This is a genomic window from Candidatus Nitrosoglobus terrae, from assembly GCF_002356115.1.
Taxonomy (GTDB): domain Bacteria; phylum Pseudomonadota; class Gammaproteobacteria; order Nitrosococcales; family Nitrosococcaceae; genus Nitrosoglobus; species Nitrosoglobus terrae.
The window spans coordinates 1,065,001-1,086,243 of sequence record NZ_AP014836.1 but is presented as its reverse complement, the minus strand read 5'-3'; the positions used below and the strand labels follow the sequence as shown (position 1 = coordinate 1,086,243).

Annotated in this window: 21 protein-coding genes, 2 tRNA genes and 2 rRNA genes (1 of these 25 only partly in view); 4 read left to right on the top strand and 21 right to left on the bottom strand. The window is 41.6% G+C overall.

The window, feature by feature from the left end; genetic code table 11:
- Positions 1-72 precede the first annotated feature (72 nt).
- A complete protein-coding gene (locus TAO_RS05255; protein ID WP_096526939.1) occupies positions 73-1,026 on the top strand; it encodes a lysylphosphatidylglycerol synthase domain-containing protein in 954 nt (317 codons plus the stop codon).
- On the opposite strand, the gene TAO_RS05250 is transcribed toward TAO_RS05255, so the two are convergent.
- From TAO_RS05250 to TAO_RS05215, 8 genes are all read right to left on the bottom strand, one after another.
- Positions 1,012-1,668, bottom strand: a complete 657-nt coding sequence (locus TAO_RS05250) for a PIG-L deacetylase family protein (protein ID WP_096526938.1) — start codon at positions 1,666-1,668, stop codon at positions 1,012-1,014. The genes TAO_RS05255 and TAO_RS05250 overlap by 15 nt on opposite strands.
- Before the next feature lie 17 nt (positions 1,669-1,685).
- Positions 1,686-2,276, bottom strand: coding sequence for a hypothetical protein (locus TAO_RS05245; protein ID WP_197702522.1), 591 nt, complete (start codon positions 2,274-2,276; stop codon positions 1,686-1,688).
- Between the two features lie 143 nt (positions 2,277-2,419).
- Positions 2,420-2,944 (bottom strand): urate hydroxylase PuuD, encoded by a 525-nt coding sequence (locus tag TAO_RS05240; protein WP_096526937.1) that lies wholly within the window; start codon positions 2,942-2,944, stop codon positions 2,420-2,422.
- 199 nt (positions 2,945-3,143) lie between these two features.
- Positions 3,144-5,891, bottom strand: coding sequence for an aconitate hydratase AcnA (acnA, locus tag TAO_RS05235; RefSeq protein ID WP_096526936.1), 2,748 nt, complete (start codon positions 5,889-5,891; stop codon positions 3,144-3,146).
- Between the two features lie 95 nt (positions 5,892-5,986).
- A complete protein-coding gene (gene ada / locus TAO_RS05230; protein WP_096526935.1) occupies positions 5,987-7,111 on the bottom strand; it encodes a bifunctional DNA-binding transcriptional regulator/O6-methylguanine-DNA methyltransferase Ada in 1,125 nt (374 codons plus the stop codon).
- A 90-nt stretch (positions 7,112-7,201) separates the two neighbouring features.
- The gene (locus TAO_RS09910; protein WP_096526934.1) at positions 7,202-7,414 is read right to left on the bottom strand and encodes a GDCCVxC domain-containing (seleno)protein; all 213 of its coding nucleotides are present in this window, start codon (positions 7,412-7,414) and stop codon (positions 7,202-7,204) included.
- A gap of 8 nt (positions 7,415-7,422) precedes the next feature.
- A complete protein-coding gene (locus TAO_RS05220) occupies positions 7,423-7,701 on the bottom strand; it encodes a heavy-metal-associated domain-containing protein (RefSeq protein WP_096526933.1) in 279 nt (92 codons plus the stop codon).
- 14 nt (positions 7,702-7,715) lie between these two features.
- Positions 7,716-8,063, bottom strand: a complete 348-nt coding sequence (locus TAO_RS05215) for a mercuric transporter MerT family protein (RefSeq protein ID WP_231910590.1) — start codon at positions 8,061-8,063, stop codon at positions 7,716-7,718.
- A gap of 75 nt (positions 8,064-8,138) precedes the next feature.
- Here TAO_RS05215 and TAO_RS05210 point away from each other — a divergent pair, with 75 nt between their 5' ends.
- Entirely contained in the window at positions 8,139-8,537 is a 399-nt protein-coding gene (locus TAO_RS05210) for a MerR family transcriptional regulator (RefSeq protein WP_096526931.1), read from the top strand.
- Between the two features lie 161 nt (positions 8,538-8,698).
- On the opposite strand, the gene TAO_RS05205 is transcribed toward TAO_RS05210, so the two are convergent.
- From TAO_RS05205 to TAO_RS05195, 4 genes are all read right to left on the bottom strand, one after another.
- The gene (locus TAO_RS05205) at positions 8,699-9,037 is read right to left on the bottom strand and encodes a type II toxin-antitoxin system RnlB family antitoxin (RefSeq protein ID WP_096526930.1); all 339 of its coding nucleotides are present in this window, start codon (positions 9,035-9,037) and stop codon (positions 8,699-8,701) included.
- A 2-nt stretch (positions 9,038-9,039) separates the two neighbouring features.
- Complete coding sequence (locus tag TAO_RS05200) at positions 9,040-10,104, bottom strand: type II toxin-antitoxin system RnlA family toxin (protein WP_096526929.1); 1,065 nt, start codon at positions 10,102-10,104, stop codon at positions 9,040-9,042.
- A 57-nt stretch (positions 10,105-10,161) separates the two neighbouring features.
- Positions 10,162-10,293, bottom strand: a complete 132-nt coding sequence (locus tag TAO_RS10070) for a hypothetical protein (protein ID WP_269459382.1) — start codon at positions 10,291-10,293, stop codon at positions 10,162-10,164.
- A 49-nt stretch (positions 10,294-10,342) separates the two neighbouring features.
- Positions 10,343-10,430, bottom strand: a tRNA-Ser gene (locus TAO_RS05195).
- A 223-nt stretch (positions 10,431-10,653) separates the two neighbouring features.
- Here TAO_RS05195 and TAO_RS05190 point away from each other — a divergent pair.
- Positions 10,654-11,325, top strand: coding sequence for a Bax inhibitor-1/YccA family protein (locus tag TAO_RS05190; RefSeq protein ID WP_096526928.1), 672 nt, complete (start codon positions 10,654-10,656; stop codon positions 11,323-11,325).
- 69 nt (positions 11,326-11,394) lie between these two features.
- Here TAO_RS05190 and TAO_RS05185 read toward each other — a convergent pair whose 3' ends face one another.
- The 5 genes from TAO_RS05185 to queA form a co-directional block, all read right to left on the bottom strand.
- Positions 11,395-11,718 (bottom strand): HesB/IscA family protein, encoded by a 324-nt coding sequence (locus TAO_RS05185; protein ID WP_096526927.1) that lies wholly within the window; start codon positions 11,716-11,718, stop codon positions 11,395-11,397.
- Positions 11,719-11,740: 22 nt separating this feature from the next.
- Complete coding sequence (locus TAO_RS05180; protein ID WP_096526926.1) at positions 11,741-12,895, bottom strand: cysteine desulfurase family protein; 1,155 nt, start codon at positions 12,893-12,895, stop codon at positions 11,741-11,743.
- A gap of 125 nt (positions 12,896-13,020) precedes the next feature.
- Entirely contained in the window at positions 13,021-13,758 is a 738-nt protein-coding gene (gene cysE / locus TAO_RS05175; protein ID WP_096526925.1) for a serine O-acetyltransferase, read from the bottom strand.
- A 30-nt stretch (positions 13,759-13,788) separates the two neighbouring features.
- Positions 13,789-14,541: an RNA methyltransferase gene (locus TAO_RS05170; RefSeq protein WP_096526924.1), complete on the bottom strand. Its 753-nt coding sequence runs from the start codon at positions 14,539-14,541 to the stop codon at positions 13,789-13,791.
- Between the two features lie 3 nt (positions 14,542-14,544).
- Complete coding sequence (queA, locus tag TAO_RS05165; RefSeq protein WP_096526923.1) at positions 14,545-15,579, bottom strand: tRNA preQ1(34) S-adenosylmethionine ribosyltransferase-isomerase QueA; 1,035 nt, start codon at positions 15,577-15,579, stop codon at positions 14,545-14,547.
- 19 nt (positions 15,580-15,598) lie between these two features.
- Between queA and TAO_RS05160 the strand changes: the two genes are divergently transcribed.
- Positions 15,599-15,685 (top strand) — tRNA-Leu (locus tag TAO_RS05160).
- A 10-nt stretch (positions 15,686-15,695) separates the two neighbouring features.
- Here TAO_RS05160 and TAO_RS05155 read toward each other — a convergent pair.
- The 4 genes from TAO_RS05155 to TAO_RS05140 form a co-directional block, all read right to left on the bottom strand.
- Positions 15,696-17,489 carry a DUF885 domain-containing protein gene (locus tag TAO_RS05155; protein WP_231910589.1) on the bottom strand — a complete coding sequence of 598 codons (1,794 nt, stop codon included), beginning with the start codon at positions 17,487-17,489 and terminating at the stop codon, positions 15,696-15,698.
- 26 nt (positions 17,490-17,515) lie between these two features.
- Positions 17,516-19,255, bottom strand: coding sequence for an ABC transporter ATP-binding protein (locus TAO_RS05150; RefSeq protein WP_096526921.1), 1,740 nt, complete (start codon positions 19,253-19,255; stop codon positions 17,516-17,518).
- A 190-nt stretch (positions 19,256-19,445) separates the two neighbouring features.
- Positions 19,446-19,560 (bottom strand): 5S ribosomal RNA (rrf, locus tag TAO_RS05145).
- A 67-nt stretch (positions 19,561-19,627) separates the two neighbouring features.
- Positions 19,628-21,243, bottom strand: a 23S ribosomal RNA gene (locus TAO_RS05140); it runs 1,291 nt beyond the window's last position.

Sequence of the window (21,243 nt, the reverse complement as noted above, 5' to 3'; positions counted from 1 at the left end):
AAAATACCCTTTCTCTATTATATTGCTGAAAATGGATTTTCTATCTTCTTCTACTTAGAGATTCAAAAAATTATGCGTCTAGGTATGATTGTAGTTACTATTGCTGGGCTAACTTTAGCCATTTTGCTAATAGTACATCAAGGTTTAAATAATGTAATTCAAGCAGTTACAGCTATAGGATGGGGTATTTTAGCTATCATTATTATTCATCTACCGCAACTTTTTCTCTCTGGATTAGCTTGGCGTACTTTGTTCCAACAAATATGGACACCTTCGTTATCAGCTTTTACTATAACGCGATGGATACGAGAGGCTATAGATAGCCTATTACCTATGGTAGTTTCATTGGGTGGGGCTATTATTGGTGTCCGGCTACTAATACTTCGTGGCTTAACTGGCAGAGATGCCAGTGCTAGTGTAATTGTTGATCTGACTATGGAAGCAATTAGCCAATTTTTATTTACCTTAATAGGGCTAATCCTATTAATTATTAGCGGCTATCATGGCCGAATCGTTGAGGGGGTAACCATTGGTTTAATTATTTCAGTATTTGGTGTACTCGCATTTTTAATTATACAGCGTAGTGGTTTTTTTCTCCTCTTTGAGAGACTGTTTTCTTGGCTAGCTACGCATTGGCCTACTTTATCTGCTGATGCTATTAATGGACTCCATAATAATATCCAGCAGTTCTATCGTAATCCGAAGACCTTAATGCTAGCTTGCAACTTTCACTTGATTTCTTGGGTTCTCGGGACTTTTGAAACATGGTTAGCCCTTAATTTTATTGGTACTCCAATTAGTCTACAAGAATCTTTGATCTTAGAAAGCTTAGGTCAAGCGGTCCGTAGTGCTGGAACTATCATTCCTGGGGCTTATGGAATTCAAGAAGGGGGATATATGATTTTAGGAGAGGTATTTGGTTTAGCGCCCGAGATAGGTTTAGCGTTGTCTATTATTAAACGTCTGCGTGATGTTATGTTGGGAATTCCGGCATTGATTACATGGCAAATACTAGAAGGTCGGTGACATTAGAAGAAAAACTTCTGCAAATATACCTTTAGTAGTAGCTTGTTGAGGATTTTCAAATACAGCTCGCCACCGGTTAAGCCCAATAACAGCTTCCCCATAAGGAATAGAGGCCACTTGACTCTTATGTGCCTCAATTGCCTGAATCTTTTTCCCCACTTGATCATCAATATATTCAGTACGATCCCATGTAGGGAACAATCCCCAAACCTCATAGGCCCACATCGCTGCTAGTGATAGTGAGTTTTCCAAGCACTCTCTAGTTATTTTCCCAGCCAGCTGATGAGTAGGATGCCTATCTAAATATTCATGAGGAAAATAAACTTCATCGGGTTGCAGCTGCTTGATAAGTGTTCCCAGTCGTTCTTTAGCTAAATTATAATGAAGATTATCCGTTAATTTTGGAAGATCAAAAAAAATGACCTCTTTAACTCCTAGTATTAATGCTGCATTCATTGCCTCTTGCTTGCGGATGCTAGCCATCCTTTCTTCTGGCCACTGAAAAGGATTTGAACTTCTTCTACCATCGGTCAAAATTACTGAGGTAATTTGAGCTCCTTGCATTATTTTCTTAACTACAGTACCCCCCATTCCGATCTCCATATCATCAGGGTGGGCGCTAATTACTAGAATCTTGCTCAAAATTAGACTCGATAACTCTAATTTTTACTACTATTGAGATTCTCTTCAGAATGTAGAGAGGTCGTATCTAAGGTATTTATCTCAATAAGTTTAGGTGATTCTTGTTTGGGTAAAATTTCCTTAGCTATTTTTTCTTTTGAGCTAGGTAGTGCATTCCTGCGTGCTCGTATTATATAACCCGTAAGAACTCCGCCAGTAGTTAATAGTGTCAATATACCAATAGTAAAAAATTGAATAGAAAGTAACCCAATACCTACTCCTACTGCTCCAGCTGCTACCGCCCCTACTTTAAGATTAGCTTTAGCATGGGCTTGGTTAGTTTCTTTTAAAATGCGTTTATGAGTTTGCTCAAAAATGCGATTTTTCTCCTTTGCTGAAGCAATAAGGATCTGCTCTCGTTCTTGACTCAATTTCTCCTTCACACGACTTAATGCATCTTTCTTAAGATGACTAGCAATAGAAGAGAGCCAAAAAGCTGTAAGCAAACCTGCAATTACTGCAAGCGTAGCATAAGGTATCCAGCTTGCTCCATGGGAATCCATGAAAGTAAAAACAAGAATAGCGCTTGCCACTTGATTAAGTATAATCCCAGGAAGAAACCTGAGCATAGACAAGGTACTAACCTCTTAGGATAATAAACTATAGGAAGTATGAATGGGCGTTATTTCCAAAGCGGCTATTTTTATTAATTGCTTATTTAACAACTAAAGCATATACCATTATTTCTTCTTAGTTAATTTCATAATCCTCCTTAAAATAATAAGCCATGGGGAGCGCTTCCCATAAATAAAAGTAGAGGTATAGATAACATGGTGTTAGTGCGAGAAGCTAGGAATGCTACCCGACCCGCTTTTGCTTTTTCCTCCCCGGTGGCTGGAACTAAATTAAGCAGTTTTTTCTGATTACGCCAAATTAACACCCAAACATTAAACAGCATAATGGTGCCTAGCCAAGCCCCCACTCCAATCGCAGTTAAAGCAATATTGTGAAATCCAATACCCAATGTAAAAGCACCGTGTATGCTGTATTGAGGAGCTATCGCTAAGTACATAAGGCCAGATAACCAAGTTACAAGCGCTGACCATCGAAACCATAATAGTGCACGAGGGGCAATATATTTACTAATGGCTGCAGATCCTGGCCCCTTTTGATCTTTATTGGCCTCCGCCATTGCTGGCGTTTGCACCAAGTTAAAATAATACAATAATCCAATCCAAGCGATACCGGCAAGGAAGTGTAACCAACGATCTAGGGGCAATAATGGTATAAGTTCCATAATGTTTAACCTATTGCTATCATTTTTATAACAAAAGTTAAGATAATTGCCAGAATAACTCCGGAGATGATAGTACCAATAATAGAATCTAAAGGATTCATAAAGCCCTCAGTTTCCTAGAATAATCTTTATAAGATCCTACAATGAGAATATCGTAATGTCCACTAATATAGGATTTACTTAATTAATTATAGTATGGCTATGTAGTCGCTGGAAATTGGCGAGCCAAGTTTCGAAGCACATAGTGCAAAATACCTCCATTACGAAAATAATCCCGCTCTTTAGGCGTATCAATTCGAACTACGGTGCTAAACATAATCTCTTTGTTATCATCTCCCTTAGCAATTACAGTGATATTTTTAACATTATTACCAGATAAAGAAATAGAAAATTTCTCCCTCCCCGTTAACCCTAAACTGTCAGCGTTTTCCCCTGATATGAACTGTAGAGGTAATACACCAAATCCTACCAAGTTAGATCGGTGAATACGTTCAAAACTCTCAGCAATCACCGCCTTTACTCCTAGCAGATTGACTCCTTTAGCTGCCCAGTCACGGCTAGATCCAGTACCATATTCCTTACCTGCAAGAATGATAAGCGGTGTGGCTTCTTTACGATACCTTTCTGCAGCCTCAAAAATACTCATAACCTCATTTGAAGGTATATGAGTTGTCCACCCTCCCTCAGTACCGGGAGCTATCTTATTATGTAATCGCACATTGGCAAAGGTACCCCGAATCATTACTTCATGATTACCGCGACGAGAACCATAGGAATTAAAATCCTTAAGTTTGACACCCTGTGCCTGTAAGTGTTCTCCTGCTGGACTATCTGGCTGGATAGCACCGGCTGGTGAAATATGATCAGTAGTAATAGAATTACCTACCATGACTAGACAGTGAGCATCAACAATATTTGAGATCTGGCACTTCTCCATACTCATACCTTGGAAATAAGGAGGATGGGCGATATAGGTAGAAGGTGCCCAATCGTAATTCTGGCTAGTTGCAGTCTCAATCCCTTGCCAATAAGAATCGCCTGTAAATACACGACTATAGTGTTCCTGAAATAGCGTACGATTAATATGAGTGTCTATGGCTTGAGATACCTCCATAGCAGTAGGCCAAATATCCTTCAAAAATATATCCTCTCCTTTCTTATCTTGCCCTAGAGGCTCGGTAGCCAGATCAATCATCATATTACCTGCTAAGGCATAGGCAATAACTAAGGGGGGGGAGGTGAGCCAATTAGTTTGTACCTCAGCATGTATTCGTCCTTCAAAATTACGATTACCTGATAAAACAGAAGCCACCATCAGATTACCGTCATTAATCGCTTGGCTAACGGGTTTTAATAAAGGACCCGAATTACCAATACAGGTTGTGCAGCCAAAACCAATAATATTAAAGCCTAGGGCATTGAGAGAATCCATAAGTCCCATTTTCTCTAAATATGCAGGGACTACTTGGGATCCAGGGGCAAAGGAGGTTTTTACCCAAGGTTTAACCGTCAAGCCACGAACGTGCGCTTTTTTGGCAAGCAACGCTGCCGCTACTAGTACGGCTGGATTAGAAGTATTGGTACAACTAGTAATCGCTGCAATAACCACGGCTCCATGTTTAAGCAGCGTTTTCTCGTCATTTAACTCAACCTCAACGCTTCCTCGTTTAGAATCAATAGAGCCTCCAATAGCAACTCCCCCTCCTTCATTCTTAAAACGCTCTTCGGCAATACCACAATGCTTATTTAAATGAGCCTGTAGATTATGGGTAAATACGGCTTTTACATCCTTTAGTGCTACCCGATCCTGAGGACGCTTAGGGCCTGCGAGACTAGGCTCAATTGTACTTATATCCAATTCCACTACTTCCGTGTAGTCTGCCATTTGAGCGCCATCTTCGCTCCACATCCCCTGCTCTTTAGCGTAAGATTCTACTAGAGCTACTGTTTCTGCTGAGCGGCCAGATAAATTTAAATAACGTATAGTTTCCCTATCAATAGGGAAAATACCGCAAGTTGCCCCATACTCCGGTGCCATATTGCCAATAGTCGCCCGATCAGCCAAAGGGAGGTGCGTTAATCCTTCACCAAAAAATTCCACAAATTTCCCTACCACTCCTTTTTTACGTAGCATTTCAGTGATAGTGAGCACTAAATCAGTGGCTGTAGCTCCTTCAGGCATCCTGCCTTTAAGCTGAAAACCAACCACTTGGGGAAGTAGCAAAGAGATAGGCTGACCTAGCATTACTGCTTCTGCTTCAATTCCCCCAACTCCCCAGCCTAAAACGCCCAAACCATTAATCATGGTAGTATGGGAATCAGTACCTACTAAGGTATCAGGATAGGCTTGAACGATGTCGTCGATTTTATGAGTAAAAACTACGCTTGCTAAATATTCTAAGTTTACTTGATGAACAATGCCGGTACCCGGAGGCACTACTCGAAAATTAGAGAAGGCATTTTGCCCCCAACGCAAAAACTTATAACGTTCCCTATTACGATGATATTCCATTTCAATATTGAGATTTAGAGAGTCTTGGCTACCAAAATGATCCACCATGACAGAATGATCGATCACTAGATCTGCAGGAGATAGAGGGTTAATGCGGTTTGGATCTCCTCCTAAGCGCTCCATCGCATCTCGCATTGCTGCAAGATCTGCAATGGCTGGAACTCCAGTAAAATCTTGCATCAACACCCTAGCAGGAGTAAAAGCAATTTCTACATTTGGCTCAGCGTTAACGACCCACTCTAGTAACGCTTTGATGCTGTTTCTGGTGACGTTAACCCCATCTTCTGTGCGTAAAAGGTTTTCCAGCAGCACCTTCAAGGTATAAGGTAAACGATCTACTGGATATCCTTGATCTAGGAGTGCCTTAAGATGGAAGATTTCGTAAGATTTTTCACCGACTGTTAGGGTTGAGCGCGTATTGAAACTATTAATCATTATAATTAAATCCAAGTAATTAATAATATCTGTCTGTATCTCTTGATAATTTTATCAGAGTTTATAGCTTAAGAATTTATAGTTTTGCGCTAAGCTTATAGGCCATAATTAAGTTCATCATAATTTTTTACGTTTATTTTCTTAACAGTACCTTCGTTATCAAGAAGCGTTCGCTTACGTTCGATACCCCAACGATAACCTGATATTTTTCCATCACTGCGAACAACCCGATGGCAAGGAATAGCAATGGCGATCTGGTTAGCAGCACATGCTCCAGCGACAGCTCGCGCTGATTTAGGTGCCCCAATACGGCGAGCAACTTCAGTATAGCTAAGGGTTTGACCTATAGGGATTTGGCGTAATAGCTGCCAAACGCGCTGCTGAAATGCAGTACCCCGGATATCTAAAGGTAGATCAAGGCCAATTTCAGGCGCTTCAATAAAACCTACTACGCTTACGATTAACTGCTTAAGATTATCATCCTCCCTCATTAAATTAGCGTGAGGGAAGCGTTCCTGAAGATCATGTACAAGGGCTTTTGAATCATCACCCAGCAAAATAGCGCAAACACCTAGTGCACTTTGAGCTACAAGGATCAGTCCCAATAAGCATTTACTTATTGCAAAACGGATCTCCATATTTTTACCCCCTCGTCGATAATTGCTGGGTGTCATCCCTAATACTTCGTTGGATTTTTCGTAGAAACGGCTATTGGAATTATAGCCTGCATTAAGGATTGCTTGTGTCACTGTACTCTCTTGGCTGAGTTCCCTTTTTATTCGGTTTATCTTGTGTGCTACCGCGTATTGATAGGGTGTTAATCCCGTGATTTGTTTAAATAGTCGATGAAAATGATACGCACTCATTCCTACCTGTTTTGCGAGATCCTTAAAACTCAGAATATCTTCTGCTTTCTCAATGATTCGACAGGATTGAATAATTTCAGTTATATGTGGATTAATCAGTGAAGGCCGATCAGGTTTACACCGTTTACAAGGACGAAAACCCGCTTGCTCTGCTTCCTCTTGTGTCGTATAAAAGCAAATATTCTCTGGACGAGGTAAACGGGCAGCACAAAAGGGATGACAATAAACCCCTGTAGTTTTAACTGCATAAAAAAATTTACCATTCGCTTTGATTTCACGCATGACAATAGCATGCCAGCGGGGATCATCTTTATTCTGATCTGTAACCGGGGTTTTGTTTTTTAAAATAGTCATTTCTGAATCCCTTAAGTCTTATTTGAGGGATTTAACTTACCAAATGCTATGAACGGCTACACTCCGATTCTTGCGCTTAAATTTAATCATTTAGCCACAGCACTGTTTCTGCGCTTGAATCGGTGGGCATAGCACTGAACCGAAGGAGCAAAAGACGCAACAGTCACCCGGATTTGGGCGTAGTAATGCCTTACAATTATCGCATTCGTAGTAAAACTGACAGGAATCGGTTGGCATGATTTCCTGTTTAGCAAAATTGCAATGAGGACAGGTCAGTATAGACTTAAGGATAACAGTATTCATCGGTTGCGTTATTTCCGTACTGTTGAGGGATAACCTGCGTTCGTCGTCGCTACAATTAACATCTGTAGTTGGATCTTGTCAGGATCATAGGTTACAGTGGCCGTTTTTGAGCTATAGTCAACTTTGGCCATATTGACCCCAGCTACTTTTTCGAGCGATTTCTTAACCGTGATTGGACAGAGACTACAGGTCATGTTTTGCACATCCAGCACCACTGTCTTTAACGTAGTACTGGCGAATATCGTCAACGGTAAAGATATAAGGATTGCGATTATTAGTTGGCGCATGAAAGTATCCCCTATCAGTAAAGTAATGGAGCTAGCCATGGAGCGGCTAATAAGGTAAGCAGCAGTGTAGTTATAATCCAGAAGATTAAACGCTGATATCTAAGTACTTGTGTATTAACACAGGGGATATCTAGCGCACAGGCTTTAGGTATCAGATAAAGATTACGAAATGCAAACCAAAGGAACACTAACGTTAACCCAATGAAGAGAGGTCGATAAGGTTCAAAGGCGCTTAGGTGACTTACCCATGTACCTCCAATACCTAAGGTCAACAGTACTAACGGGCCAACACAGCACACTGAAGCCCCAATTGCAGCCAAGGTGCCTGCAACTAACGAACCTTTGCTAGTAAATTGAGTCATTATAATCTCCTTGAATCAGGCTACCTAACGGTTATTCTAAACTATGTACTTAGGTACAGAATCAAGGAAAAATTCATGGCGGAAAAATTAACTATTGGTAAGTTGGCAGCAGCAACAGGTGTGAGTATTGAGACGATCCGGTATTACCAGCGGCGCGGTCTGCTGAGTATTCCTTCTAAACCCCTAAATAGCCACCGTTGTTACCCGCCCGAACAAATTAAGCGTCTTCGTTTTATTAGGCGCGCAAAAGCCTTAGGATTTACGCTGAATGAAATTGCTTCCCTTTTGCAATTTGATGAAGTGTGCGCATGTGCAGAGACACGAGCTTTTGCTACTCAAAAGCTCCAAATAATTGATGCCAAACTAGCGGATTTAACTGCGATGCGTAAAGCCCTAGCCAATCTGATATACGAGTGTGAATTATCTGGTATGAAAGGAGCCTGCCCGATTATCCACACATTGGCAGTAGATTGAAGTTACTAACATACCCGCAGAACTATAATTAGAATTAGCCGCTTGTAGCTTGGTGTGCTTCGGTTATAAAAAGGATAGTTGTTGCCGTGAGATTCAATGCATACTGCTTCTCAAACGGGAAACATAAGCGCAGAATAAACGACGCCAACGATATAGGCGGACTAATGCGCGAATTTTTTCAATTCGCTAGATGAGAGGACGCTGCCAAGAAGAAACGTTTGATCGCTCTTGGCAATCAAGTCTTGCTCGTTCTGGATGCTTGAACTTACTTCTGATTCAACTGCAAATGAAGTGCGATCAAATCCGTTCTTGCCGAACTTCATGGAGGCAAATCGATTTGGGGTCAGTCCGTTGACCGCGAACAAATCGAACAGCACCAAACCCTCAAAGCTCAAGCTGACGAGTTCTAAGGTGAGCTGCTTAATCTGGCGCAAAGGATGAAAATCAGCTGTGGCAGTAACCACAGCGATTTCACCGACAATGCGTAGTGTCTTAATCATTTCTACATTCTTGCCGTATAGAGTCTGTCAATCGCTGTATAAGCATCTTTTGACAAACCAATGGCTTTATCCAAGGTATCTATCATCCTACTGCCGTCAGGAAATTCTTCCATGTGGAAAATTGTATGACGGTGCTTTCGGAAAAAACTATAGCCAGTGTTGAACGCATCTACCATCTTCGTGTGCCCGACGGCCTCCGCATGCTCGGGCTTGAGTGTACAAGCACCGTCCTTAACGTCGAAGAAGTCACCGAACCCATTCTCAACTGACCTCATATAGTGGGTCATCTCCTGTTTCAAGACGCCTTCCAGCGACCTTAAATCAGGGTAAAGCAATAAGCAATAGTCAGGCAGCTTCGGAGCTGCGAGCTTGATGCAGCAGCCAGAGATTAAAAGCTTTTTGACTGCTTCAGGGAGATGAACATAGCTACGATGAAAAAATCCCTTGAGGTAGTCTTCGGCCATTTCTTCCCGAACTATTTCCGCGCTGCTGTCATCTTTGCAATACAAAACCTGCTCAAGACCTTTTAGATCCAAAAGGTCGATGAGCATAAATATCACCCGTCGATAACAGGAAAGAGGTTTGCCCTGTATCTGCAAAACCCTTGTAGAACGATGATGGGTAAGTGTAAGGCTATCTTGATAAGCAATGCTCTTTAGTGACACCCGCTTACAAACGGCTTCATTACGTAGGGTGTTAATCTCAATATCACCTGATTCTTTAAGAAGATCCAGAATCGAATCAAACGAATCAACGGTTATCCCTTTGAGGGAGTAATTTAGATTCTTAAACTCAGCGGGATTGATTGTGGCCTTCAAGTAGACAGCAAGTTGCTCGCCTACCGGCTGGTTCTTTCCTATCTTCCATTGAACGGTGGTCGTGCCCGTACCGTTCAGATGCAGATCCACGGTGGCAAACTCAGCGCCCGCTACACCAAAGACGACTCGTTTGCGTTTGCCGAGCGGCTGAATACCGCCGTGCAGTGTGTAGCCGTTCGACTCTAGGAAACTCTGAATGTCCGCATCTAGTATCTCGCGATTCAGATTCAGGTCTTTATAGTCAGACATCTTCCTCTACCCAGAACACGCTCCAGTCGTCTAGAAGACGCAAGAGCACACATTTCATCATAACGTAGAACGTGTTTTTGCTCCACAAGCAAAGCGGCGGGTATCCGCTGGGCTGCTTATGGTGTACTTACGCCCCTCGTTTCGCCCAGCCACAAGAAAGCCTCGACTAGCGGGGCTCTTTGTCGCCATCTTCAAGCTGCTGCGCACTCGTTGAAGTTGCGCTAAGCGCATGTTTTTATGGCGGAAGCGGTGAGATTCGAACTCACGGACGGTTGCCCGTCGCCGGTTTTCAAGACCGGTGCAATCGACCACTCTGCCACACTTCCAAAAATTTTGTTTGATATATTTTATACAAAATAGAGATTGATATCACAATTATTTTTCTAGTCTTTATCTTTATAGAAATACCAAAGAAATAAGGCTATTGCTATTTCTAAGAAAACTAGTAAGCTACGAACTAAGTCGCTCAACGATTGTCTTATTTAACTAACAAGCTACTTATCTAGAATTAAGAGTTGATTTACCGATTGATCAAGAAGGCTAAAATTTATGAGTTACAATGACAAAATAATTTCAAGTACAGCTGCACCTTCGGTGCTGGCTACCAATAAGTTGCTACGCAACACTTACACGCTTCTTGCTGCAACCTTACTTTTTAGCGCTTTTACTGCTGGAATTGCGATGGCAACTAATGCCGCTCCAGTGTATTGGGTAATCACACTAGTAGGCTATTTTGGTTTATTATTTTTAACTAATGCGCTACGTAATAGCGGGTTTGGGTTAATTGCAGTTTTTGCCTTAACAGGTTTTATGGGTTATACGCTAGGACCTATTCTCAATCTATATTTACACCTACCTAATGGCCATCAAACAGTTATGCTAGCTCTGGGAGGCACTGGCGTTATCTTCTTTGGCCTATCGGGCTATGCCATTACAACTCAAAAGGATTTTAGTTTTATTGGTGGCTTCTTAATAGTGGGCATTCTCGTAGCTTTCCTCGCAGGATTAGGTGCTATGTTTTTCCATATTCCAGCACTATCCTTAGCTGTTTCTGCTATGTTTATCCTGCTCATGTCAGGTTATATCCTATTTCAAACTAGCCTGATTATTCATGGTGGTGAGACTAATTATATTACAGCTACTGTTAGCCTATACGTAGCGATTTATAACTTATTTTTAAGTTTATTACAGCTATTAAGTGCGCTTAATAATAATCGATAAGCTAAAATATTAATAATAAAAAGGCCTCTAAAATGAGGCCTTTTTATTTTTTTATTCTGTTTCAATAATTTATACACTAAAACTTTCCCCACAACCGCAGGTTGCATTAATATTAGGGTTTTTAAATTTAAAGCTTTCGTTTAAACCCTCGCGTCTATAGTCCAGCTCAGTACCGTCAATTAAGGTTAAAGCTTGTTTATCAATGAGAACTTTAACACCGTCTTTTTCAAACAGAGCGTCATCAGGCTCGATTTCATTTGCAAAACCAATAGTATAAGAATAACCAGAGCATCCGGTCTTTTTTACTCCTACACGTAAACCTTTTATGCTCTCTTGCTGAGAGAGTATTTTTTTGATCTGTTTTACTGCTGAATCGGTCATTGTAATTGCCATCTCTTATCTTTCCTTCCTTTATTTACCATGCAGCACTACGCAATAATATTTGTTGAAATCTCTCTATTTGATTTTTTAATACTACTAATAGTTCATCTACTTGAGACAAGGTATTACCTACTCCTATACTAACACGAATAGCACCTTGGGCTAACTCTGGTGTAATTCCCATAGCTAGTAATACATGGCTAGGCTGATGGTTACCACTACCACAAGCAGAACCGCTGGAAACCCCAATTCCTGCCTTATCTAAAGCCATTAATAAGGTCTCTCCTTCAATTTTTGGTACGGCAAAAAATACAGTATTAGGTAAACGTTCTGTCCCACTTCCAAAGATCACAGCCTCTGGTAACTGTAGTTGTAAGGATCGTTCAAAGTGTTCCCTCAGCTGAAACCATTCTTTCCTACGTTGATCTATCTCAACACTGGCAAGTTCAGCTGCTTTACCAAAACCTACAATGGCAGCTACATTTTCAGTACCACTACGTAGCCCTTTCTCTTGCCCGCCTCCAAGTAACAGAGGTACGATATCTAAATGACTGTCTACCACTAATGCGCCTACTCCCTTAGGCCCCCCCATTTTATGGGCAGAAATACTCATAAGATGGGCACCACTACGATGAAAATCAATAGGCACCTTCCCTATAGCCTGTACCGCATCGGTATGAAACAAACTCCCTCTGGATCGAGCATATTCGCTTATAGCAAAAATTTCTTGCAGAACTCCAGTTTCATTACTTGCCCACATGACAGAGACTAGCTGATTATTAGGATATAATGCTCTCTCAAGATTTGAAATGGTGATTTTTCCGTGAAAATCTACCTTAATTTCGGTGACTTCAACACCTCGCGTACGTAAAGCGAAAGCGGGTTCTTGAATAGAGGAATGCTCTATAGCACTAATAGCGAGCCGGCCGTTAGGGTGAGATCCCATTACGCCAAATAGGGCTAAATTATTAGCTTCAGTGCCACCGCTAGTGAAAATAACCTGAGCAGGATCGGCGTGAATTAACGTAGCTACCTGAATACGAGCCTGCTCTATTGCTTCTTTGGCAATACGCCCATAGCGATGTACGCTGGATGGATTGCCTTGCTGCTCTTGCAGATAGGGAAGCATTGCTTCCAACACCCGTTTATCTAGAGGCGAGCCTGCATTGTGGTCGAAATAAATTGCCATACCAGATTCACTCCTTAAAGGGATCAATGAATTTCTATCATGATTGGTATGTTATAGAGGCAATATGGAGTCCAAATCAAAATCTTTAATTTTTCAATACATAACATATTGCTCTAAAATAAGTTTTAATGCTTATCAGAATCTAAATTCTCTTCCGAAGCTACCGTTTTTAATTCTTGAACTATAATTGTTATTTGTTCAATACGGTTACTTAAATAATTGACACGCTCGATTAGATCAAAAATAGCATACTCAATAGGATCAGGCGTATCATGAGATTCGCCATAAGCATTAAATTCAATACATTTACCTATTATATTATTGTTATATCTATCTTTTTCTCTTTCCCCTTTCGGCTGAACTATATACCCAGGTACACCTACTACAGTGGAATCTTCTGGGACATTTTTAACCACCACCGCATTAGAACCAATTCGAGCTCTACTACCGATATAAATAGGCCCTAAGATTTTAGCCCCAGCTCCAACAATTACATTATTTCCTAGAGTGGGATGACGTTTACCCTTCTCCCAACTTGTTCCACCTAGTGTTACTCCATGATAAATCGTACAGTCATCACCAATCTCTGCAGTTTCACCAATCACTACACCCATGCCATGATCGATAAAAAAACGTCGTCCAATCCTTGCTCCTGGATGGATCTCAATCCCCGTAAGCCAACGGCTTAAGGCAGAAATTATACGCGCTGGCCATTTAATCCTAAGATTCCATAAATAGTGACTAAACCGATGCCATAAAATGGCGTGAAATCCAGGATAAGTCGTGATAATTTCTAAAATATTGCGCGCCGCCGGATCGCGCTCAAAAATACAATTTATTTCTTCTTGAAAGTGGGTGAACATATTCTTGGTTAATTTACCGGCGTTACTGGCCTAATGAGTATTTGTATTTTGTCCTAGGTGAATGATTTTCTGCACAGCGGTTAAAATCCCTCGTAAGATATTAATTTCTTTGATATCAAGATGAGTGCGCAAAAATAAACGACGTAGACGGCGTATTAAAAATCGAGGTTTGTTTGGATTAAGAAAATCAATATCAATAAGGGCCTCTTCTAGATGCTTAAAAAATCCTTCTACTTCGCTAGCTGATGCTAATAAGTCTGACCCTAGGGGCTGTTTAGAAGAAGAAATAGCTCCTATCCTATAAGCCATCTGTATCTCATAAACTACTACCTGCACTGCTGCCCCTAGATTAAGGGATCTATATATTGGATTACTAGGAATATGAACTAAATAATTACAGTAATCTAATTCAGCATTAGAAATTCCTGAGTGTTCGCAGCCAAATACTATGGCCACTTCTTGTTTAGCTGCTTCTTTAACAACTAAAATACCGCAAGCACGGGCATCTATAGCTGGTGAAGAGATATTTCTCTGCCTAGCACTTAACCCAAATACTATTTGGCAATCTGATATCGCGTGAAGCAAGCTAGGAAAAATTTTAGCCTGAGCCAATAAATGATCTGCACCAGAGGCTCTAGCGGTAGCTATAGCTGAAGGAAAATCCTTTGGGTTAACTAAGTATAGCCGAGATAATCCCATCGTGTGCATAGCTCGCGCTGCAGCGCCAATATTACCAGGGTGAGTGGTTTCTACTAGCACAATACGCACTCTTGCTAGTGACATAAATCAAGCTGTTTTTGCAGAAGTTATAAACATAGCATCGCCATAGCTAAAAAAACGATAGCCTTTTTTCACTGCGTGCTGGTAGGCGGCCAATATTTTTTCTCGTCCAGCAAAAGCACATACCAGCATAAGTAAGGTACTCTTCGGTAGATGGAAATTGGTAATGAGTGCATCTATGGTATGAAACCGGTAACCAGGGAAAATAAAAATCTCAGTCTCTCCCTGATAAGGGCTAAGCAATCCTGATACAGAGGCGCTTTCAAGTGCCCGTACTGTTGTCGTTCCTACCGCTATTACCCGTCCTCCTTGCTGTTTAGTAGCCTGTATTTGAGCGCAGACTTGCTCTGAAATCTCTATATACTCTGAATGCATCCGGTGCTGATGAATATGCTCTACTCGTACTGGCTGAAAAGTCCCAGTACCTACATGTAATGTGATATAGCCTATTTGTACACCTTTGGCCTGTAACTGTTTCAATAAAAATTCATTAAAGTGTAAACCTGCTGTAGGTGCTGCAATAGCTCCGGGGCGAGAAGCGTAAATAGTTTGATATCGCTCGCTATCAAGGGTACTCATTTCTCGACGAATATAGGGAGGTAGAGGGATACGGCCTACCTCATCAAGAATCTGCGGTAGAGGGCGAGGATCTAAAAAATGTAGCTCCACTAAATCTAAGATACACTTTCCTATAATTACTTCAACAGATTGCTCTAGCACTAATCGATGTCCAGCTTGAGCAGTTTTACCCGGACGTACATGAGCTAAAGCTAGATGTTGATTTAAAATTCGTTCTATGAGTACCTCTACTTTACCGCCACTGGTTTTAACTCCCAAAAGTCGAGCTGGAATTACTTTAGTATCATTAAGTATAAGTAAATCTTTCTCGGATAATAGAGTGGAAAGATTTGAAAATTGCTGATCTATCAACAATCCAGAGTCAGGATCTAAAAACAGCAACCGACTCCCTCCCCGTTGCTTCGGAGGATAATCAGCGATTAGATTTTTAGGTAGATCATAGTAGAAATCACTAAGCTGCATAAGATATAATAATGTTGATGCCGGGGTGGCGAAATTGGTAGACGCGCCAGACTCAAAATCTGGTGGTGGAAACACCGTGCGAGTTCGATTCTCGCCCTCGGCACCACTTATAGTAGCTAGGGTGATTTTTTAGTAATTTTGTAACTTTCTTGCTGATCTTTAATCCATTTATTAATATTCTGCTCTAGAATACCTAGAGGTAGAGCTCCATTGCTAAGTAATGCGTCATGGAAAGCTCGAATATCAAAATGACTACCCAAAATCATAGAAGCCTCCTGTTGTAACGCCTTAATTTTTAGCTCCCCAATTTTATAAGCTAAAGCTTGGCCAGGCCAGGCGATATAGCGATCAATCTCATTCGCAATATCATATTCTGCTTTTGCAGTATTTTCTTTAAAAAAATCGATAGCTTGCTGCCTAGTCCATCCTTTAGAATGGATGCCTGTATCCACTACTAATCGGGCTGCCCGCCACATTTCATAAGTTAATTGGCCAAATTTTGAATAAAGATCTTGATAAAGCCCAAGATCTTCGCCCAAACTTTCTGCATATAATCCCCAGCCTTCTTCAAAAGCCGTAAAACCTGAGAAACGGCGAAAATTTGGTAGATCCGTTAATTCCTGCTGAAGCGCGATCTGTAGATGGTGACCAGGAACAGCCTCATGCAAGGTAAGCACTTCCATTTCATATTTAGGACGCGCTTCAGGTTTATATAAATTAACATAATAGTATCCTGCTCGACTGCCATCAGCAGCGGGAGGCTGGTAATACCCGGTTACTGTATCTGGTGCAGAAGACATGGGAATGGGTTTTATCCCATAAGGCATACGTGGTAGTTTTCTAAAAATTTTGACTAACTCAGGATCAATTCTCTTAGCAATTGCTCGATAGCCCTGTAAAAGTGCTTTGGGATCTTGATAGTAAAATTGAGGATCCGTGCGTAGGAATCTTAGAAATTCATTGAAGTTGCCACCAAATTTAAGCTGATTAATCAACTCTTCCATTTCATTGCGAATTCTATTAACTTCTTTAAGGCCAATCTCATGGATTTCCTTTGGGGTGAGTTCTGTTGTGGTGAATTGGCGAGTTTGGTAAGCATAAAATGATTTTCCATTTGGTAAACTATTTGCCCCTATATTATCTCGACAGTTTGGTAAATATTGCTGATTAAAGAATATTTGGAACTGACGATAAGCAGGAATCACAATATTTGCGATAGTTTGTTCTGCCTCCTTTTTGATCTCGACTTGAGTAGTCGCTTGAATACCTTCAGGTATTTCCCTAAAGACTTGATAAAAAGGACTTTCTTTAGGATCATCAACGATTTGACGCGCAATTTGATCTGGAATCCGCTCCATAATAACTTTAGGTTGAGTACGTCCTTCCTTTATGCCTATCTTCATAAGATCTATTGTGTCTTGGATCACTCGATTAACCTGTTTTAACCGAGTAATCCAATCACGAAAATCCTCTTCTGTCTGTAACCGTAAACGTTCGACTGTTTCATGTAAATTCTGGATCCCGCCTAACTGATCAAGAGGCATTAGAAATGTCCGATATTGGAAACCTTCTATATCAACTTCTAATGGCTGTTTAAAGAGATCATAGTTAAGCTTCTCGTTTTCAGGTAATAACTCTCGGTTGATACTAAGAAGTTGCCTAAGCGCCCTTTTATCCTCTTCATGTCGAGAACGAATGGCTACCAGAGAATTATCGCCCCATTTATCGTTATAGCGGCGATCACCTATAGAAGAAGAGAATACAGGATGTTCTCGCAAATAACGTTCCCATTCATCCTGAAAGAGACGATGTAGCATTGTGACTATTTGAGCAGATGTGTTATGGGCATTATCTGGCGCTTGGCAGCTAATTAGTAAAAAAGTCAAAATTATGGGAAAAGAAGCTTTCATAAAATACATATTTAAAGGTTTCAGAATTAAGCTATACCATAAAGATTAGTGTAGAAGCCGTTATTACAAGCTAATTCATTAGGGCGACCTTCTTCAATAACTTGGCCATTATCAAAAACATAAACCCTTTCGGCTTGCCTTACAGCGCTTAGGCGGTGAGCAATAATAATGGTAGTACGTCCTTTAAGAAATTCCCCTAGAGCTTGATATAATCGGCTTTCTGTTTCTATATCCAAAGCTGAGGTGGCCTCATCTAAAATTACTATCTTAGGATCAGTTACAATCATTCGTGCTATTGCTAAACGCTGCTGCTGACCACCAGAGAGTCTAATCCCTTGATATCCTATTGAAGTATCTAATCTCTGCTTCATTTCTTCCACTGTTTTACGGAGCTGGGCAATCTCTAAGGCTCGCCAAATTTGATTATCAGAAATATCTCGTCCTAATGTAATATTAGCTCGTACTGAATCGTTAAATAGCGCAGGATGCTGTAATACAATGGCTATATTGTTACGTATGATATCAAAACCAATTTCAGTAGCCGGTATATTATCAAAGCAAATATTACCAGACTGAGGGATATGTAATCCTAGTAATATTTGAACCAAAGTAGTTTTACCGCCACCACTAGTTCCAACCAGTGCTATTTTTTCTCCTGCCTTAATACTAAGACTAATATGGCTAAGCACTTGTGGGTTATTGCCATAAGCAAAACATATATTGTTTAAAGATACACTAGTGGTAAGCTTATCTACAAAGGGATTTTTACGATGAGGATAATGAGGTTCTATTTCTAAATCTAGTAACCGATTTAAGCGTGTAAGAGCACCTTTCGCGCTTACAAGTGCATAGCGAATATTAAGCACCTCTTGTGCTGGGCCCATCATAAACCATAGATAACTAAATACAGCAAACATTTGCCCAATGGTTAGATCAGAAAAAACTACCAATAACATTGCGGTAGCTCGAAATACTTCAACTCCACATAAAAATAGTAAAAAAGATAAGCGATTGGTCATCTCACTTTTCCAAGTATAAGTGGTGGAGTGATTTCGTACTTTTTTAGCTAAAATAATAAGCCGCTGAATATAGTGTGATTCCCGATTAGCAGCCCGAATCTGTTGGATAGCATTTAAAGTCTCTGTAAGAGTGCCCTGAAAGATTTCATAAGCCGTATTTTCATTATACTTCCAGTGTTTTACTTTTTTGCTTAAAACCATAGTGAAATAAACTACAATGGGGTTCATTAATAAAATGAATAGTCCAAGTTGCCAATTCACCCAAAGCAAAACGATTGCAACGCCAATAATAGTTAGAGCTGCTATAACGAATTTGCTGATGGTAGTACCTATAAATTGATCCACAGTATCTAAGTCAGTAACAAAATGAGAAGCTATAGCACCACTACCTAAAGTTTCATATTTAGTTATAGATACTTGTCCAAGATGAAGCAGTAAACCTCGGCGTAAGCGATAAGTTATGTCTTTAGCAATATAAGTAAACTGGCGCATTTGCCACACCCCGAGTAATAGAGAACTTAATCGTAGGAGTAGAACTAACACCATTATAGACAATATATAAAGGGTAGGGCCTTGCCATTGTAATGGAAAAACAGTATTAGCTGCTGATACGATTACCCCTGGTTGTTTTAGTAATACCTCATCAACTAACAGTGGCATTAATAAAGGGACAGGGACACTTAATAGAGCAGTAAGTACAGCTATTATTTGAGCCTGTAACAATTTACGACGGTGCTGTAAAACCATTACTAATATCCCTTTCCAGCTATAACTTTTACTATTAAGGGGGGATTGCTGGTTGGGGGTAATTGATTGATAGGAAGGGAGAGATTTCATAGATGAACTGGGATTGAATTAAGGAGTAGTGATTAGTTAGACATGGACAAAATAAAAAGCCCTCCTGATACTTGAACAGGAGGGCCAACAAATAACAAATGCCTGGCAGTGACCTACTTTCACATGGGTATCCCCACACTATCATCGGCGCTGAGTAGTTTCACTTCCAAGTTCGGAATGGGATTGGGTGGGACCTACTCGCTATGGCTACCAAGCAAAAACTGATATAAGAAATATTTCTAAAGCAACTATGCATATCTACCTAACTTGCTTGGGTGTTATATGGTCAAGACTCACGGGCTATTAGTACGGGTTAGCTTCACACATTACTGCGCTTCCACACCCCGCCTATCAACGTTGTCGTCTCCAACGACCCTTTAGGAACCTTATAGGCTCAGGGAGATCTCATCTTGAGGAGGGCTTCCCGCTTAGATGCTTTCAGCGGTTATCCCGTCCGGACATAGCTACCCGGCAATGCCACTGGCGTGACAACCGGAACACCAGAGGTCCGTCCACTCCGGTCCTCTCGTACTAGGAGCAGCCCCTCTCAAATCTCCAACGCCTACGGCAGATAGGGACCGAACTGTCTCACGACGTTCTAAACCCAGCTCGCGTACCACTTTAAATGGCGAACAGCCATACCCTTGGGACCGGCTACAGCCCCAGGATGTGATGAGCCGACATCGAGGTGCCAAACACCGCCGTCGATATGAACTCTTGGGCGGTATCAGCCTGTTATCCCCGGAGTACCTTTTATCCGTTGAGCGATGGCCCTTCCACAAAGAACCACCGGATCACTAAGACCGTCTTTCGACCCTGCTCGACCTGTCCGTCTCGCAGTCAAGCACCCTTTTGCCTTTGCACGCAACACGCGATTTCCGACCGCGCTGAGGGTACCTTCGCGCTCCTCCGTTACCCTTTAGGAGGAGACCGCCCCAGTCAAACTACCCACCATGCACTGTCCCCGACCCGGATAACGGATCTAGGTTAGAATTCCAAATGTACTAGGGTGGTATTTCAAGGTCGGCTCCACCGAAACTGGCGTCCCGGCTTCATCACCTCCCACCTATCCTACACAAGCAGATTCAAAATCCAGTGCAAAGCTATAGTAAAGGTTCACGGGGTCTTTCCGTCTTGCCGCAGGTACACTGCATCTTCACAGCCAATTCAATTTCACTGAGTCTCGGGTGGAGACAGTGTGGCCATCGTTACGCCATTCGTGCAGGTCGGAACTTACCCGACAAGGAATTTCGCTACCTTAGGACCGTTATAGTTACGGCCGCCGTTTACCGGGGCTTCGATCAAGAGCTTCACCTTACGGCTGACCCCATCAATTAACCTTCCGGCACCGGGCAGGCGTCACACCCTATACTTCCTCTTACGAGTTTGCAGAGTGCTGTGTTTTTAATAAACAGTCGCAGCCACCTGGTCACTGCAACCTCTATCGGCTCCAAGCGCAAGGCTCTTCACCTACCAGAGGCACACCTTCTCCCGAAGTTACGGTGCCAATTTGCTGAGTTCCTTCACCCGAGTTCTCTCAAGCGCCTTAGGATTCTCACCCTACCCACCTGTGTCGGTTTAGAGTACGGTCTCACATAACCTGATGCTTAGAGGTTTTTCTTGGAAGCTGGGCATCAACTACTTCACCCTCTAAAAGAGGGCTCGTCATCACGTCTCAGAATAGGTGCTCCCGGATTTACCTAAGAGCACTTCCTACTTGCTTAAACCAGGACTTCCAACACCCGGCTAGCCTAGCCTTCTCCGTCACCCCATCGCAGTTATGTCAGGTACCGGAATATTAACCGGTTTCCCATCGACTACGCCTCTCGGCCTCGCCTTAGGAGCCGACTCACCCTGCGTCGATTAACGTTGCGCAGGAACCCTTGGGTTTTCGGCGA

Coding starts and splice junctions, on each gene's coding strand:
- TAO_RS05205 (WP_096526930.1), bottom strand. CDS start 9,037: ATGATTAAGACACTACGCATTGTCGGTGAAATCGCTGTGGTTACTGCC.
- TAO_RS05220 (WP_096526933.1), bottom strand. CDS start 7,701: ATGCGCCAACTAATAATCGCAATCCTTATATCTTTACCGTTGACGATA.
- TAO_RS05170 (WP_096526924.1), bottom strand. CDS start 14,541: ATGTCACTAGCAAGAGTGCGTATTGTGCTAGTAGAAACCACTCACCCT.
- TAO_RS05150 (WP_096526921.1), bottom strand. CDS start 19,255: ATGGTTTTACAGCACCGTCGTAAATTGTTACAGGCTCAAATAATAGCT.
- TAO_RS09910 (WP_096526934.1), bottom strand. CDS start 7,414: ATGAATACTGTTATCCTTAAGTCTATACTGACCTGTCCTCATTGCAAT.
- queA (WP_096526923.1), bottom strand. CDS start 15,579: ATGCAGCTTAGTGATTTCTACTATGATCTACCTAAAAATCTAATCGCT.
- TAO_RS05255 (WP_096526939.1), top strand. CDS start 73: ATGCGTCTAGGTATGATTGTAGTTACTATTGCTGGGCTAACTTTAGCC.
- TAO_RS05210 (WP_096526931.1), top strand. CDS start 8,139: ATGGCGGAAAAATTAACTATTGGTAAGTTGGCAGCAGCAACAGGTGTG.
- ada (WP_096526935.1), bottom strand. CDS start 7,111: ATGACTATTTTAAAAAACAAAACCCCGGTTACAGATCAGAATAAAGAT.
- TAO_RS10070 (WP_269459382.1), bottom strand. CDS start 10,293: ATGGCGACAAAGAGCCCCGCTAGTCGAGGCTTTCTTGTGGCTGGGCGA.
- TAO_RS05155 (WP_231910589.1), bottom strand. CDS start 17,489: ATGAAAGCTTCTTTTCCCATAATTTTGACTTTTTTACTAATTAGCTGC.
- TAO_RS05185 (WP_096526927.1), bottom strand. CDS start 11,718: ATGGCAATTACAATGACCGATTCAGCAGTAAAACAGATCAAAAAAATA.
- acnA (WP_096526936.1), bottom strand. CDS start 5,891: ATGATTAATAGTTTCAATACGCGCTCAACCCTAACAGTCGGTGAAAAA.
- cysE (WP_096526925.1), bottom strand. CDS start 13,758: ATGTTCACCCACTTTCAAGAAGAAATAAATTGTATTTTTGAGCGCGAT.
- TAO_RS05190 (WP_096526928.1), top strand. CDS start 10,654: ATGAGTTACAATGACAAAATAATTTCAAGTACAGCTGCACCTTCGGTG.
- TAO_RS05215 (WP_231910590.1), bottom strand. CDS start 8,063: ATGACTCAATTTACTAGCAAAGGTTCGTTAGTTGCAGGCACCTTGGCT.
- TAO_RS05200 (WP_096526929.1), bottom strand. CDS start 10,104: ATGTCTGACTATAAAGACCTGAATCTGAATCGCGAGATACTAGATGCG.
- TAO_RS05245 (WP_197702522.1), bottom strand. CDS start 2,276: ATGCTCAGGTTTCTTCCTGGGATTATACTTAATCAAGTGGCAAGCGCT.
- TAO_RS05180 (WP_096526926.1), bottom strand. CDS start 12,895: ATGGCAATTTATTTCGACCACAATGCAGGCTCGCCTCTAGATAAACGG.
- TAO_RS05240 (WP_096526937.1), bottom strand. CDS start 2,944: ATGGAACTTATACCATTATTGCCCCTAGATCGTTGGTTACACTTCCTT.